This window comes from Pseudomonas sp. Marseille-Q0931, from assembly GCF_940789645.1.
GTDB lineage: Bacteria > Pseudomonadota > Gammaproteobacteria > Pseudomonadales > Pseudomonadaceae > Aquipseudomonas.
Window position 1 is genome coordinate 115,392 of sequence record NZ_CALNWT010000012.1, and the last position, 14,528, is coordinate 129,919.

General features: G+C 65.4%; 13 protein-coding genes. 1 reads left to right on the top strand and 12 read right to left on the bottom strand.

Annotation, left to right across the window (positions count from 1 at the left end; genetic code table 11):
* Nucleotides 1-335: 335 nt before the first annotated feature.
* Together P3C50_RS18570 and cysZ are read right to left on the bottom strand one after the other, a co-directional pair.
* Nucleotides 336-1,544, bottom strand: coding sequence for a glycosyltransferase family 4 protein (locus P3C50_RS18570; RefSeq protein ID WP_275547085.1), 1,209 nt, complete (start codon nucleotides 1,542-1,544; stop codon nucleotides 336-338).
* 69 nt (nucleotides 1,545-1,613) lie between these two features.
* Nucleotides 1,614-2,345, bottom strand: coding sequence for a sulfate transporter CysZ (gene cysZ / locus P3C50_RS18575; protein WP_275547086.1), 732 nt, complete (start codon nucleotides 2,343-2,345; stop codon nucleotides 1,614-1,616).
* Nucleotides 2,346-2,612: 267 nt separating this feature from the next.
* Here cysZ and trxB point away from each other — a divergent pair, with 267 nt between their 5' ends.
* On the top strand, nucleotides 2,613-3,560 hold the full coding sequence (gene trxB / locus P3C50_RS18580) for a thioredoxin-disulfide reductase (RefSeq protein ID WP_275547087.1): 948 nt from the start codon (nucleotides 2,613-2,615) through the stop codon (nucleotides 3,558-3,560).
* Between the two features lie 205 nt (nucleotides 3,561-3,765).
* Here the strand turns inward: trxB and P3C50_RS18585 are convergent, their stop codons facing one another.
* The 10 genes from P3C50_RS18585 to P3C50_RS18630 all read right to left on the bottom strand — a co-directional run bounded on the left by P3C50_RS18585 (nucleotide 3,766) and on the right by P3C50_RS18630 (nucleotide 14,517).
* Nucleotides 3,766-4,926, bottom strand: a complete 1,161-nt coding sequence (locus P3C50_RS18585; RefSeq protein WP_275547088.1) for an AAA family ATPase — start codon at nucleotides 4,924-4,926, stop codon at nucleotides 3,766-3,768.
* Between the two features lie 24 nt (nucleotides 4,927-4,950).
* Nucleotides 4,951-5,319 (bottom strand): hypothetical protein, encoded by a 369-nt coding sequence (locus tag P3C50_RS18590; protein WP_275547089.1) that lies wholly within the window; start codon nucleotides 5,317-5,319, stop codon nucleotides 4,951-4,953.
* Nucleotides 5,316-6,146 (bottom strand): SDR family oxidoreductase, encoded by an 831-nt coding sequence (locus P3C50_RS18595; protein WP_197857383.1) that lies wholly within the window; start codon nucleotides 6,144-6,146, stop codon nucleotides 5,316-5,318. Before P3C50_RS18595 ends, P3C50_RS18590 begins: the two co-directional genes overlap by 4 nt.
* 117 nt (nucleotides 6,147-6,263) lie before the next feature.
* On the bottom strand, nucleotides 6,264-6,728 hold the full coding sequence (locus tag P3C50_RS18600; protein ID WP_275547090.1) for a multidrug transporter: 465 nt from the start codon (nucleotides 6,726-6,728) through the stop codon (nucleotides 6,264-6,266).
* 347 nt (nucleotides 6,729-7,075) lie between these two features.
* Entirely contained in the window at nucleotides 7,076-8,512 is a 1,437-nt protein-coding gene (locus P3C50_RS18605; protein ID WP_197857381.1) for a mannose-1-phosphate guanylyltransferase/mannose-6-phosphate isomerase, read from the bottom strand.
* 102 nt (nucleotides 8,513-8,614) lie between these two features.
* Nucleotides 8,615-9,262: an alginate O-acetyltransferase AlgF gene (locus P3C50_RS18610; protein ID WP_275547091.1), complete on the bottom strand. Its 648-nt coding sequence runs from the start codon at nucleotides 9,260-9,262 to the stop codon at nucleotides 8,615-8,617.
* Nucleotides 9,263-9,287: 25 nt separating this feature from the next.
* On the bottom strand, nucleotides 9,288-10,421 hold the full coding sequence (locus P3C50_RS18615; RefSeq protein WP_275547092.1) for an alginate O-acetyltransferase: 1,134 nt from the start codon (nucleotides 10,419-10,421) through the stop codon (nucleotides 9,288-9,290).
* 13 nt (nucleotides 10,422-10,434) lie between these two features.
* Complete coding sequence (locus P3C50_RS18620; protein ID WP_275547093.1) at nucleotides 10,435-11,886, bottom strand: MBOAT family O-acyltransferase; 1,452 nt, start codon at nucleotides 11,884-11,886, stop codon at nucleotides 10,435-10,437.
* Between the two features lie 128 nt (nucleotides 11,887-12,014).
* A complete protein-coding gene (locus tag P3C50_RS18625; protein ID WP_275547094.1) occupies nucleotides 12,015-13,088 on the bottom strand; it encodes a mannuronate-specific alginate lyase in 1,074 nt (357 codons plus the stop codon).
* Between the two features lie 10 nt (nucleotides 13,089-13,098).
* Nucleotides 13,099-14,517, bottom strand: coding sequence for an alginate O-acetyltransferase (locus P3C50_RS18630; protein ID WP_275547095.1), 1,419 nt, complete (start codon nucleotides 14,515-14,517; stop codon nucleotides 13,099-13,101).
* Between the last annotated feature and the right edge of the window lie 11 nt (nucleotides 14,518-14,528).

A 14,528-nucleotide genomic window follows, 5' to 3' on the forward strand; every position in this document is an offset into this window, starting at 1 on the left:
GCAACGCGCGGGTGGATTCAGTCGATACGCTTAGATTCAGGGCTTGCTGCGTTTTCGCGGACAAGTCCGCTCCCACGAAGCCTGTTCCCAGAGATGTCAGGTCTGTCGGGTGCGTTGTGGGAGCGGTCTTGACCGCAAATGCTTTCTGCTTTGCAACGCGAAGGTGGATTCAGTCGATACGCTTAGATTCAGGGCTTGCTGCATTTTCGCGGACAAGTCCGCTCCCACGAAAGCCTGTTCCCAGAGATGTCAGGTCTGTCGGGTGCGTTGTGGGAGCGGTCTTGACCGCAAATGCTTTCTGCTTTGCAACGCGCGGGTGGATTCAGTCGATACGCTCAGGGTAAGGGCTTGCTGCGCACTGCTGCATCGACCATCCCGGCCGGCCCTGCACGTTGTGGCGTAGGCTGGATCACGCTGTGCAGATGCTGCTCGAACTGCTCCACGATGCCGTCCCAGCTGAGGTGGCCGGCGTGGCGGCGGGCATTGAGGCGGATGTGCCGCAGCACTTCTGCATCTTCCAGCAGGCCACAGGCCGCTTCGCAGAAACCGACTTCGTCGCCCGGGCGGGCGAGCATGCCATTGTGCCCGTGGTGGATATGCTGGGCAGCTGCCGCCTGATCGTAGGCCACCACGCCGAGGCTCGAGGCCAGGGCTTCGAGCACCACGTTACCGAAGGTTTCCGAGAGGCTGGGAAACAGGAACAGGTCGCCTGACGCGTAGTGCGTGGCCAGCGTCTCACCACGTTGCAGCCCGCAGAACAGTGCGTCCGGCAACTGCGTCTGGAGGCTGGCGCGCTGCGGCCCGTCGCCGACCAGAATCAGGCGAATGCGCCGTTGCGGGTGCGCCTGCTGCAAGGCGTGAAAGGCCTTGACCAGCAGGCCGAGGTTCTTCTCTGCCGCCAGGCGACCGACATGCAGTACCGCCAGGTCATCCGGCGCCAGGCCCCAGCTTGCGCGCAGTTCGTCGCTGCGCCTGCGCGGGTGGAACAGCTGGCTGTCGACGCCGCGCGCGAGCAGGGCCAGGCGTTCGAAATCACGGCGCTCGAGATCCACCTGCTGGCCGATACTCGGCACCAGGGTCAACTGCGTGCGGTTGTGGAACCAGCGCAGGTAGTTGGTCATCGCCCGCGTCAGGAGGCCGAAGCCGTAGTGCCCGGTGTACTGCTGGAAGTTGGTGTGAAAGCCGCTGACCACCGGAATTGCCAGGCGCCTGGCGGCGCGCAGGGCAGAGAAGCCCAGAGGACCTTCGGTGGCGATATAGAGCACGTCGGGGCGTTGCCGCTGCCAGCGCCTGAGCAGCTTGTGCAGCGACGACTGGCCCCATTGCAGGCCAGGATAACCGGGCAGCGGCCAGCCACGGGTCAGCAGCAGGTCAGCATCGGCCGTAGATTGCTGATCGGTGTCCTGGCGCGGCCGTATCAGTTGCACGCGATGGCCGCGATTGCGCAGGCCGTCGACCAGGCGGCCGAGGGTATTGGCCACGCCATTGATTTCAGGGGGGAAGGTTTCGCTGATCAGGGCGACATGCAGAGACTGTGCGTTCATGTACGCAGTCTCCGCCTGTGCGATGTAACAACTGTGACGGTTGGATTGCGATTTTGTGATGGGGCGCGGCTAGCCGCGCTCGCGTACCCAGAACAGCGTCGCACCGGCCACGGCGGCCGGCATCATCAGGATATTCAACCCCGGCACCAGCAGCGCGGCGTAAGTGATGCCACCGAAGCTCAGGCTCTGCCAGCGCTTCTCGCGCAGCCAGGCGAGCATGTCCTGCCAGCTCATCTTGTTGTTGTCCGCCGGATAGTCGATGTACTGCACGGCCATCATCCAAACGCCGAACAGCAACCACAGCGGTGCAGCGACCAGGTTCACCACCGGGATGAAACTGAGGATCAGCAGGCCGATGGCGCGCGGCAGGAAGTAGGCCAGCTTGCGCATCTCGCGGCCCATGGTGCGTGGCACCATCGCCGCCAGCTCGCCCCAGCTGAACGGCGGGAAGTGATCCTCGCCGCGCGCCACCACCTCGACCTTTTCCGCGAGAAAGCCGTTGAACGGCGCAGCGATGATGTTGGCCAGCAGGGTGAAGGTGAAGAACACCATCAGCAGCACCAGCACCACGAACAGCGGCCAGAGGATGTACTGCAGGAAGCTCAGCCAGCTCGGCAGCGTGGGCATGAAGGTGTCGACCCAGCCGCTGAACTGCTGCACGGCGAAGCCGATCATGGTGGCGAACAGGATCAGATTGGCCATCAGCGGCAGGAGCACGAACAGGCGCAGGCCGGGGCTGAGGACCAGCTTCAGGCCTTCGCGCAGGTATTGCGGGCCGGAGAGGACGGGGGCGGCGGGCATGAGGGTCTCCTGAGTGGTGGATGCGCGCGACCATACCGACTTCGCTGGCGCGGCGAAAGTTCAGCGGCCGGGTGCGCTGCGATTCTGGCGGCAATAGGCGGATTCTATCCGTCAAATTGGCAATGGATATTTCCGCTTCCCGGGCGGCCTGGATAGCCTTGCACGCAGTTCCTGTTTCGTGGGGCTCTCACCCTTCAAGCCTTCCCCTAGTGCTTCGAGAGCCCCTTTTTATCTGGCCTGCCGGCCCTGGCCGGCGAGGAGTTAGCGATGTCTGTCGTTCGTCACGCCCGCGTCATCATCCTGGGTTCCGGCCCCGCCGGTTACAGCGCTGCGGTCTATGCCGCGCGGGCCAACCTGAAGCCGCTGCTGATCACCGGCATCCAGGCGGGCGGTCAGCTGACCACCACCACCGAGGTGGACAACTGGCCGGGCGACCCGCATGGGCTGACCGGGCCGGCGCTGATGCAGCGCATGCAGGAGCATGCCGAGCGTTTCGAGACCGAGATCGTCTTCGACCACATCAATGCCGTGGACCTGGCCGGAAAACCGTTCACCCTGGTCGGCGACAGCACCACCTACACTTGCGACGCGCTGATCATCGCCACCGGCGCCAGCGCGCGTTACCTGGGTCTGCCCAGCGAGGAGGCGTTCATGGGCCGTGGCGTTTCGGCGTGTGCGACCTGCGATGGTTTCTTCTATCGTGGCCGCGAGGTGGCGGTAGTCGGCGGCGGCAACACGGCGGTGGAGGAGGCGCTGTACCTGGCCAATATCGCCAGTAAGGTCACGCTGATCCATCGGCGCAACGCCTTTCGTGCCGAGAAGATCCTGCAGAACAAGCTGCAGCAGCGCGTGGCAGAGGGCAGGATCGAGTTGCAGCTCGAAGCCGAGGTCGACGAAGTGCTGGGCGATGCCAGCGGCGTCACCGGCGTGCGCCTGAAGCAGTACGGCGGCGCTTATCGCGAGCTGAAGGTGGACGGCCTGTTCGTCGCCATCGGCCATACGCCCAATACCAGCCTGTTCGAAGGCCAGCTGGCGCTGAAGGATGGCTACCTGGTGGTCAACGGCGGGCGCGAGGGCAATGCCACCGCGACCAGCATCCCTGGCGTGTTCGCCGCCGGTGACGTGGCCGACTCGATCTATCGCCAGGCGATCACCTCGGCCGGTGCCGGCTGCATGGCGGCGCTGGATGTCGAGCGCTATCTGGAAGGGCTTTGAGTTCGATTGCGGCTATAGGAGCGGCTGGGCGGCATTCCGCTTCAGCCGCGAAAGCGCTGATAAACGTCCCCGGATTTCATCCGGGCTACGTGGCAGTGGGGGGCGTGGGAAGGAGTTTCCCAGCATCGATCGAACTCCCGCACCGATGCGGCTGTAGCCGCGACTTCTAAAGCTCGCCGCTAAAGCGCCTCCCACTATTGTTGATTCAATCCGGCCAATGCCAGGCCGGCTCGTCCAGCATGCCCTGGCCGCGGATGCAGGTCTGGCCGAGCTGCTTGTCCAGCTCCAGGGTGTTGCATTCGGGGCTTTCCTTGAGCGTGGCGATCAGCCGGCTGGCGTGGGACACGACCCACACCTGAGTATTTCGAGAGGCAGCGATGATCAGGCGACCAAGTGCCGGCAGCAGGTCCGGGTGCAGGCTGGTTTCCGGTTCGTTGAGCACCATCAATGACGGTGGTCGCGGCGTGAGCAGGGCGGCCACCAGCAGCAGGTAGCGCAACGTGCCGTCGGACAGCTCGGCGGCGCTCAGGGGGCGCAACAGCCCCTGCTGATGCAGCTCGACGACGAAGCGTCCGCCCAACTGGAAGTCGATATGCAGGCGACTGCCGGGAAAGGCGTCTTCGATGGCGGCATCCAGCGCGGCGCGGTCGCCGATTTCGCGGATGGTCTGCAGCGCGGCGGCGAGATCGCGGCCGTCGTGGTGCAGCACCGGTGTGCGCGTGCCGAGCTTCGGCTGGCGCGCCGGGGCATCGGCATCGCTGCGAAAGTGATCGTAGAAGCGCCAGCGGCGGATGGCTTCACGCAGCTGGAATACCTCCGGGCAGTTCGGGTCGTTGCCGATCTGGTCGATCAGGCTGTCGTAGTTCGGCACGTGCTGGGCCAGGACCTGCCAGTCGCGCCCCTCACGCAGCCTGACCATGGGCCCGGCGCGATCTACCAGCAGCGAGGCCGGGCGATAGCTGGCGCTGGCCCAGATGCACTCGCGCTTGATTTCCGGGTCGAGGTAAAAGGCCGAGGTGCTCGGCTCGGGCAGGCCGAGGGCAATGGCATAGCCGAAATCATCACCGGCAAAACCCAGGCGCAGACGCATGGCATTCTGCCGTGGGCCGCCCTGCACCGGAACATCTCCTTTGAGCATGCGCCGGGAAATTTTCTCCGGCCCGGCCCAGAAACTCGACTCCAGCCCACCTTCGCGCGCCAGCGCGTTGACCACGCCGCCCTGGGCGGTTTCCGCCAGCAGGCGCAGGGCGCGGTAGAGATTGGATTTGCCGCTGCCGTTGGCGCCGGTGATCAGGTTGAGCCGGCCCAGCGGCAGGATCAGGCTGTTGATCGAGCGGTAATTGGCGACGGCGAGGGTATGCAGCACGGCGAAGTCATCCTGACGAGAAGATCAGCGGCCATGGCGTGGCGAAAAGGCCAGCCAGGCCAGCACGGGATAGCACAGGTAATGCAGGCTGAATAGAAACAGGCCCATGGGGCTGGGCGTGTCCTGCAGGTACATCATGCCCAGTAAACCCAGATAGAGCAGCCCAAGTACTCCGCCATAGAGCAGGGTGAAGCGCCAGCGTTCGGCGTTGCTCGGCGCGCGCCCGCTTCGCCAGTGAAACACCAGCGCCAGGCCGGCGGCGATGGCCGCGGCGATCAGCAGGGTGGTGAACACGCCGCCCAGGCGTACGAAGGTACGCAGCAGCAGGTTCAGCGCGATGGCCGCGACCACCCCGGCCGCCGCGTAGTAGCGCAGGTGCAGGCCCTGGTTCACAGGTTTTGCACCAGGCCGAAGCGTTTGCGCAGCACGCGTTCGAGCAGCGCCTTGGGCAGCAGGGTGGCGAGCAATGGCAGGGCGCGGCTGCCATTGCCCAGGCGCAGCAGGCGCGGGCGTTTGTCACGCTGCACGGCGGACAGCAGTTGCGCGGCGAAGTCGCTGGACGGGGTCGGGTTGTCCTGCGAAGCGTTGGCGCGAGCGCGGATGCCTTCACGCAGCGGCCACCAGGGCGAGTCCTGGCGGATCAGCGACTCGGCCTGCTGGCTGGCGCTGGCGCCGAAACTGGAAGCGATGGCGCCCGGCTGCACCTCCATCACCTCGATGGAGAAGGGCGCCAGTTCCATGCGCAGGGCATCGCTCAGGGCGTGCACTGCGGCCTTGGAGGCGCAATAGGCACCGGCGAAAGGCGTGACCAGCAGCGCGGAAACGCTGCCGATATTGACCACCAGGCCGCGGCTGCGGCGCAGCAGCGGGAAGAAGGCGCGGGTGACGCCGACGATGGAAAACACATTGGTTTCGAACTGCTTGCGCATGGCCTCCACGCCGCCGTCGAGCAGCGGGCCCATGGCGCCGTAGCCGGCGTTGTTGATCAGAACGTCGAGGCCGCCGATCTCGCTCTCCAGACGCTCGGCCAGGCGCTGCGCCGCATCGGCGTCGTTGACGTCGAGCGCCACGGCGTGAAAACCGGCCTCGGCCAGCGCTGCGAGGTCGCCGTCCTTGCGCGCGGTGGCCCATACGGCGTAGCCGGCGGCCTTGAATACATCGGCCAGGGCGCGGCCGATGCCGCTGGAACAACCGGTGATCAGGACGCTGGGCTGGGACATGGCGGGGTTCCTGGTTTGGCGATGGAGGTCAGGTTGTACATGGGATTGTAGGAGCGAGCTCTGCTCGCGAACGCGGTTAACGCGAGAAGCTTCGCGAGCAGAGCTCGCTCCTACGGATCATCGGACGAACTTGCCCTGCAGGCGCTCGGCGCGAAACTCCAGCGTAGCCGGGCGATAGCCGCTGCGTAGGTCAGGCAGCGGCATGCAGTCGCTCCAGCTGGCGTCAGGCAGCAGCTCGCCCGGGCCACTGTAGCGCGGCGATTCATACAGGCGCTGGGCCAGGTTGGTGGCATTGCCGGGGCGGTAGGCGGCGACTTCCCAGCGCAGTTCCAGCAGGGCGGCATCGCTGCCGTTCTTCAGGTTGATGGCCAGCGGGCGGTCGCCTGGGCAGCGCTGCGGGTCGTAGCTCAGGCGCAGTTCGAGATGGGCGAGGTAGCGTTCGTCCTGGCTTTCCTGCCAGATCACCCAGGTGGCCACCAGGCCGAGACCGACCAGAGCGGCCATGGACACCGGCAGAGCCTTTGTCGGGTAGCGGATCAGCAGGATCAACCAGGTGATGACGAGTACGACACCGAACAGCATGAGGGCAGCCCTTTGCAAAGTCTGCGCTCATCCTACACAAGGTGTCAGGTCAGGGTAACCGCGTGGGCTGTCGCAGGGTGTGACAGCTTCCTTCGCCTGGCGGGAAGGGGAGGCGGGGAAAGCAGAGCCTTCAATGCCGTGGGCGTCTTCTGCCCTCTCCCCCAACCCCTCTCCCATAAATGGGAGAGGGGAGCTCACTGCGTATGCCCCGGATTTGCGGTTGAGCAGGTTGTCAGCCACTAAGAGAGCTTCGCGGACAAGTCCGCTCCCACTACCTGAGTGCTGTCAGCCACCTGTGTAGGCCCTGGCACCCGTGGGAGCGGACTTGTCCGCGATTGCTACGGGTGCTAGCTCGCGGCGCGCACGGTCACGGCATCGCTGCGGCCATAGACGTCTTCCAGACGCTCGATATCGTCCTCGCCCAGGTAGGTGCCGGACTGCACTTCGATGATCTCCAGCGGGATCTTGCCTGGGTTGGAGAGGCGGTGCACCGAGGTCATCGGGATGTAGGTGGACTGGTTTTCGGTGAGCAGGAACTCCTGGTCGTCGCAGGTCACCTTGGCGGTGCCGGATACCACGATCCAGTGCTCGGCACGGTGGTGGTGCATCTGCAAGGAGAGCTGCGCGCCGGGCTTGACGGTGATGTGCTTGACCTGGAAACGGCCGCCCATGTCCACCGAGTCGTACGAGCCCCACGGGCGGTAGACTTCGCAGTGGTTCTGGGTCTCGCAGCGGCCCTGCTCGTCGAGCTTGCCGACCAGTTTCTTGACGTCCTGCACGCGGTCCTTGTGCGCCACCATCATGGCGTCCTTGGTTTCCACGACGACGATGTCGTCCAGGCCGAGTACCGAGACCAGCTTGCCGTTACCGTGGATCAGGCAGTTGCGGCTGTCCTCGACCACCACGTCGCCCTTGGTGACGTTGCCGGCCTCGTCCTTGTCGTGCACTTCCCAGATCGACGACCAACTGCCGACATCGTTCCAGCCGGCGGCCAGCGGTACCACGCAGGCGCGGCTGGTCTTTTCCATCACCGCGTAGTCGATGGAGTTGTCCGGGCAGCAAGCGAAGGTGGCCGGGTCGATGACGATCTGCGTGCCCTCGCGCTGGCTGCGTTCCAGCGCCAGCAGGCAGGTGTCGTAGATGTCCACGTCGTGATGCTTGAGCTCTTCGAGGAAGCGGCTGGCGCGGAACAGGAACATGCCGCTGTTCCAGTAGTAGTCGCCGCTCTTCACGTACTCGGTGGCACGTTTGGCATCGGGTTTCTCGACGAAATTGGCAACGCGTGCCACGCCATCGGGCAGGGTGCCGTCGGCCTGGCCGCGGATGTAGCCGTAGCCGGTTTCCGGGCGGTTGGCCGGTACGCCGAACAGCACCATCTCGCCTTTTTCCGCGGCCACGGTGGCCAGCGCCAGGGCCTGGCGGAAGGCCTGCTGATCGTCCAGCACGTGGTCGGCCGGCAGCACCAGCATCAGCTCGTCACGGCCCTCGGCGATCAGTTGCAGGGCGGCCATGGCCACGGCCGGCGCGGTATTGCGGCCGAAGGGTTCGAGCAGCAGCATCTGCGCCTGCTGGTCGATCTGCTCCAGCTGTTCGAGCACGATGAAACGGTGCTCCTGGTTGGACACCAGCACCGGCGGCTGCATGCCCTCGATGGAAAGGCGTTGCAGGGTCTGCTGGAACAGCGTCCGCTCACCGGTCAGGGCGAGAAACTGCTTGGGATACAGCTTGCGCGAAAGAGGCCAGAGTCGCGAGCCGCTGCCACCGGAAAGGATGATGGGGGTCATGGTTGTGTCTCTCCTGAACGATTGATCAAGTGGTTTGCCCGTGTCGTGTCGGTGCGACGTGTACCCGCCGTTTTCCTTGTTCTAGAAAATCCATTCACTGCATCAACCGTCGATGGGGCGCTTGACCCACACCGGCGAAAACTTGCCCTGGCCACCGGTGACGAACAGGCTGACCACCTCGCCGCGTTCCAGGGTGACCGGCTTCAGGTCGGCGACCTTGCGCTCGCCGTCGAACAGCGCCAGGCCGACCTTGACCGGGTTGATCTCGCGGTCGCCACGGCCGTCCGGCTTCACGTCGGCGACCACGGCAGTCTTGCCGTCAGCGGTCTTCACGCTCAGGGTGCTGTCGCTCAGGTTCTGCACGCGCAGCAGGGCTTTCTGGCGGCTGGTGAAGGGCGGCTCCTCGACCAGGCGCGGCTTGTCGCCGGTCTGGCTGACCAGGGTGTAGTAATGCTCGGGTTCCAGGTCCACCGGCATCTGCGAGTTGCCGACCTGAGCCTGATAGCTGCCCGCCGGGAGGAACTTGAAGTCGCTCGAACCCAGCGGCGAGATTTGCTTGAGCTGGGTCTGGCCGACGCTGACGTCGAGCTCGGCGCTGCTGGCGTTGTAGGCGCGGACGAAGGCCGAGCCCTTGGGCGCTTTGGGCCCATAGAGGGCGCCGTCATCGGCCTGTGCCTGGATCATGCCGAGGCCCAGAGCCAGGGCGCAGGCGCCCAGAGTGAAGCGGCGTAGAGTGGTTTTATTGGTCATCGGATAGTCCTCCTTGGGGGATGAATCAGTGACTGGCGGCAGCCAGCCCCTGGCGCTCGCCGCCGTCTTTAAGAGTGGCGAGCCATTGCGGGTCGAAATCGGTGAAATCGCTGGTCATCGGCAGGTAGCGCTCGGGGAATTCCCAGATCACCAGCTGCGGTGGGTTGTTCTCGAATTCCTCGCTCTGCAGGTACTTGAGCATCGGCACCAGCGGGCCGCCGCCTTCCTCGGCGTGGTTGGCCAGGTCGCGCTGCAGGTGCTGGCGCAGAGCGCCGGCGAAGTTCCAGGCCGGGTTGGCGCTGTAGCTGGTGCCGACCAGCGTCACCGGCAGGTCGCTGTCGCCGAACAGGTCGTCGCCGCCACCTTCGGCGGCATGGGTTTCGCGCTGCTGCAGGCGATCGGCCTGCGGCATCAGGCTTTCGAACAAGGGGGCCAGCGGCAGGAAGCGGGTCAGATCGCCCTGGTGCGCGCGGGTTTCCACGGTCTCGGTGACGAACTGTTGCGGCTCACCACGCAGCTGGATGGCGCTGCGCACCACTTCGCTCAGCGCCTTGGCAGTGACGTCGGCGCCTTCCGGGGTCCAGTGGGTATCGGTGCGCAGGAACACCGGCGCCTGGTCCTTGGCCGCCTGCAGCGGCTCGAGCAAATCCGGCGCGGCGATCCCGGCATTGCGCACCGCATGGTGGAAGCGCGGGTACAGGCTGCGCTGCAGCGCGCTGGGACGATGGCTGCCGGTGTGCTCCGGATACAGTCGGGTCTTGGCCGGGACAATGGCCAGCAGCAGCTGGACATCGCGTTCTTCCAGCTGGCGCTGCACGCCGCGGATCAGGGCCAGGTTGTCGCGCATCTGGCGCTGGCCGTCGGCCACCGGGTCGAACTCTTCGTCCGAATACAGCCAGCCGTCCTCGCCGATCACCAGGCCGCTGCGGCCTTCCCCGAAGAGCAGGTATTCCGCGGCTGCCCAGAGGTTGATGCCGGCCTGCTTGAGCGGGAAGTTCTCGTCGTAGTGGCGCTCGACGCTCTTGGCCAGGCCGCCGTCGAGCACGCTCGGCTGCGCCGGCAGGTGGTAATCGGCGAGCTTGCTCAGGGCGAGCAGGCTGACCGGCAACAGCAGCAGGGCGAACAGCACGACATAGAGAGTCTTGATGGGGCGATTCATGCTTGGCCTCCGCTCAGAACTGGAAGTAGAGGAAGGGGGAGTAGCTCTGCGCCGAGAGCTTGAGCAGCGACACGCAGAACAGCACCAGCAGGGCGCCGCGCAGGGCCACCATGCGCAGGTCGATGGCCTGCAGGGCGACGCCGGCACTGGCCAGGGTCAGGCCCGGCTCATGGCCGCGGCTGGCGAGGAACTGGCGCGCGCCGTTGACCGCGATCACCACCCACGCCAGCGCCAGAGTTGCCATCTGCAGCCCGGTGATATGCGCCTGCGTCAGCTCGCTCAGGTGCCAGTCGCCGAAGGCGAACAGGGCGGCGTACATGCGCCCGGCCACCTCCAGGTTCTCAGCGCGGAAGATCACCCAGCCGAGCATCACCAGCAGCAGGGTGAAGGCCCATTTCAGCGGGTTGAACAGGGTCGGCGCAGCCTTTACGCCCATGGCCCGCTCGATGGCCAGCCACATGCCGTGCCAGGCGCCCCAGATCAGGAAGGTCCAGTTGGCGCCGTGCCAGAAGCCGCCCAGCAGCATGGTCAGGAACAGGTTGCGGTAGGTGTTGAAGGTGCCGTGGCGGTTGCCGCCCAGGGGCACGTAAAGGTAGTCGCGCAGCCAGGTGGACAGGCTGATGTGCCAGCGCCGCCAGAACTCGGTGATCGACTGGCTGATATACGGCTGGTTGAAGTTCTCCATGAAGCGGAAGCCCATCATCAGGCCCAGGCCAATGGCCATGTCGCTGTAGCCGGAGAAGTCGAAGTACAGCTGCGCGGTGTAGGCGATCATGCCCAGCCAGGCGTCGCCGGTGCTGGGGTTTTCCAGGGCGAAGCAGTGGTCTACCAGCGGCGCCAGGCTGTCGGCGATGAACACCTTCTTGACGAAACCCTGCATGAAGCGCGTGGCGCCTTCGCTGAACTTGTCGAGGCTGTGGGTGCGGTCGGTGAACTGGTCGGCCAGGTCCTTGTAGCGCAGCACGGGGCCGGCGATCAGTTGCGGGAACAGGGCGATGAAAGCGGCGAAGTTGATCAGGTTGCGCGTCGGCTCGGTGTCGCGGCGGTACACGTCGATCAGGTAGCTGATCGACTGGAAGATATAGAAGGAGATACCGATCGGCAGGATCACCGAGGTGAGCACGAAGGGCTCCATCCCCATCGATTCGAGCACGGCGTTGATGTTGGCCACGCCGAAGTTGGCGTACTTGAAATAACCCAGCGTGGCCAGGTTGCCGACCACCCCGGCCACCACCCAGCGGCGCGCCGCCTGGGTGCCGGCATGGGCCTGAATGCGCAGGCCGAAGACGTAGTTCCACAGCGTCACTGCAGCGAACAGCAGGAGGAAGTCCACCCGCCACCAGGCATAGAAGGTGTAGCTGCCGATCAGGATCAGCAGGTTGCGCCCGCGATTCGGGCACAGGTAGTACAGGCCGAGGAAGATCGGCAGGAACAGGAACAAAAAGACGTTGGATGAAAAGACCATCCGTGCTTCTCCGTGAACAGCCGGGGCAGCGCCCCCCTTTCCCCCCGCGAGCGGAGGGTTTGTTTTTTCATGTCACCGCAAACCCGTAGGAGCGGATTCATCCGCGAAAATCGCGGCTAAAGCCGCTCCTACGGTTTTTCGAACACCTGCGTCACCTCGCCACCCAGACGGAAGCTGTTGAACGGCCCCATCTCCTGGTTCATCTCGCGCGTCTGTTCGCTGCAGGCATAGAGGCTGCAGTAGGGCGCGAGCCAGGCGTACTTGAAATCCTTACGCAACTCGCTCATGTCCTGCTTGGCGCCGGTGCGCTGGGCGAAGGCGGACGGGTCGCGCGCGCCTTGCAGCACGCGTTCGGCCAGGCGCTGCAGGGCACCATGGTTCTCGCCGCGCAGGTCGACTTCGTTGGCCTCGGCGAACGCGGCGATCATCGCCAGCGGCGGCAGGGCGTAGTTGTGGTAGGCGAGGGCGCGCTGGCTGCGGCGCATCTCGTTGGCCAAGTAGCCTTGGTCATCGACCTGATTGGCGGCGATGCGGAATTGATCCACGGACCAGTCGAACAGGTCGCGGCGATCATTGGTCACCGCCACCGCCATCACCGACCAGGCAGCCCAGTAGCTGTGGTTGTTGATCTTGCGCAGCGGCAGGTCGCTCCACTCGCGCACCGTGTGGTCGGCCAGGCGGGTGAACCAGGCTTCGATGCGTGCGCTCTGCTGCGGGTAGGCCGCCAGCGGCTGCGACTCGGAGAACTTCAGGCGCAGCCAGGCGCCGGCCAGGCTGCCCAGCGCCCATTTGCGCATCGACTTGCCGGTGTGGTTGAACTGCTCGGACTCCAGCGCATCGGCGCTGGCCCATTTGTCCAGCCATTCGATGGCGCATTCCAGCCGCTCCGGCTGGCCGGTGCGCATGTAGCCGGTGATCATCCGCCCGGCTTCCTTCTCCAGGCGGGTGATGTGCGCGGTCTGCTCGCGGAAGTTCTTCTCGGCCTTGCGGTTGAGCGTGGCGCGCGCGCTGTCCGAGCCCTGGTATTTGCTGGTGAACTGCAGCTCGCCGGTGTACGGCTGCGGCACTGTCGGGCAGGCCGGCGCCTTGCCCTCGCGTTGGCCCACGGCCGCATAGTAGCCGGCCGGCGGCTGCAAGGCGGCGAAGGCCGGGCCGCTGAGCAGCAGCGCCATGAGGGTGAGGGGAGCGAGTCGTTTGGGCATGGTGGCCTCCTCAATTGCCCGCGACTTGCTGGCTGGCGCCGCTGGGGCGCTGGCACAGGCTGGCCTGGACCTTCAGGTCGTCGGCACTGTCCTCGGGCTTCTGGATTTCCAGGGCGAAGAAGTTCTGATCGCCCCAGCCCGGTTCGTCGCGCAGTTCCACGGCGAAGCGGCCGTCGGTATCGACGGTGTTGGGTTTCTCCAGCTTGATCTGCTCGCGGCGGCCATTGAGGTACCAGATGGTGGCGTCGACGCGCTTGACCGATGGATCGCTGAAGCGCAGGTCGAGTTGGTGGCGGTTGCCGCGCAGGGTCAGCAGCTTGTTCTCGCCGTTGACCAGCACCTCGTTACTGCCCGGGCGCAGGCGCTTCTCGCTGGCGAGCAGCTCGGTCTGGCCGCTGCAGCCGTTGTTCAGGGTGGCCATCAGCTGGCGGTGGATCTTGTCCGAGGCCAGGTCGTAGAGCGGCGAGAATTCCCAGATGAGGATCTTCGGCGGGTCGTTCTGGAACGACTCGCTGGCCAGGTATTCGAGCATCGCGCCTTCCAGGCCACCGCCGGGGAAGGCCGCGTTGAGCACGTCGGTGCCCAGGTACTGTTCGAGGAAGCCGCCGAAGTTGTAGTTCTTGCCGCTGTGGCTGGTGCCGATCAGGGTGATCTGCGGGCTGCTGTCGTCGCCGAACAGCGCGTCGCCATCGCTGGCGTCCTTCGGCTCGGTGACGAACTGATCGACGTACTGCACCGCATAGCCGGTGCCGCACAGCTGGCTGGCGACGTTCTGCATGGTGCCGGTCTTGCCCATCAGGCCGACGCGCTCGGTGACGAATTCCTTCTGCGCAATGTCCTCGAAGCCGGGGATGCGCTTGACCGTCTCGGCCACCAGGCGCGCGGTGCGCTCGGCGCCGTAGGGCGTCCAGTGCTGGTCGCGGCGGAAGTAGAACTCCTTGTCGCTGTCTTCGTCGGTCAGCGGGGTCAGGTCCGGTACCCAGATGCCCAGCTGTTCGAAGCGGGTCAGCGCCTGGCGGTAGTTTTGCAGCGCCTTGTCGTAGTCGAAACGCTGGTAGTCGGCCGGGCGCAGCTTGCTGCGATTGACCAGGCCGCGGGTCGGTTGATACACCACCACCAGCTCCACGCCGCGCTGCTTGAGGCCGTCGCGCAGCTCCTTGAGGCGCTGGTAGCCGACCTCGCTGGTGCCGAACTCGGTGCGCAGATCCTCGACGCTACGGAACAGCCAGCCCTCGTCGGCATCCATCAGGGTGACGAAGTTCTTCATGTAGTTGGTGGTGTAGCGGCTGGCATCGTGCGCAGCCGGGCACAGCGAGCAGCAGTCTTCCACTTGGTACTGCGGCGCCTGGCGCTCTTCGGCCTGCAGGCTGCCGGCGAAGGCGGCGCAGGTCACTGCCAGGGCCAGGGTGTTGAGTTTGGATATGCGCATTCTGGGGCCTC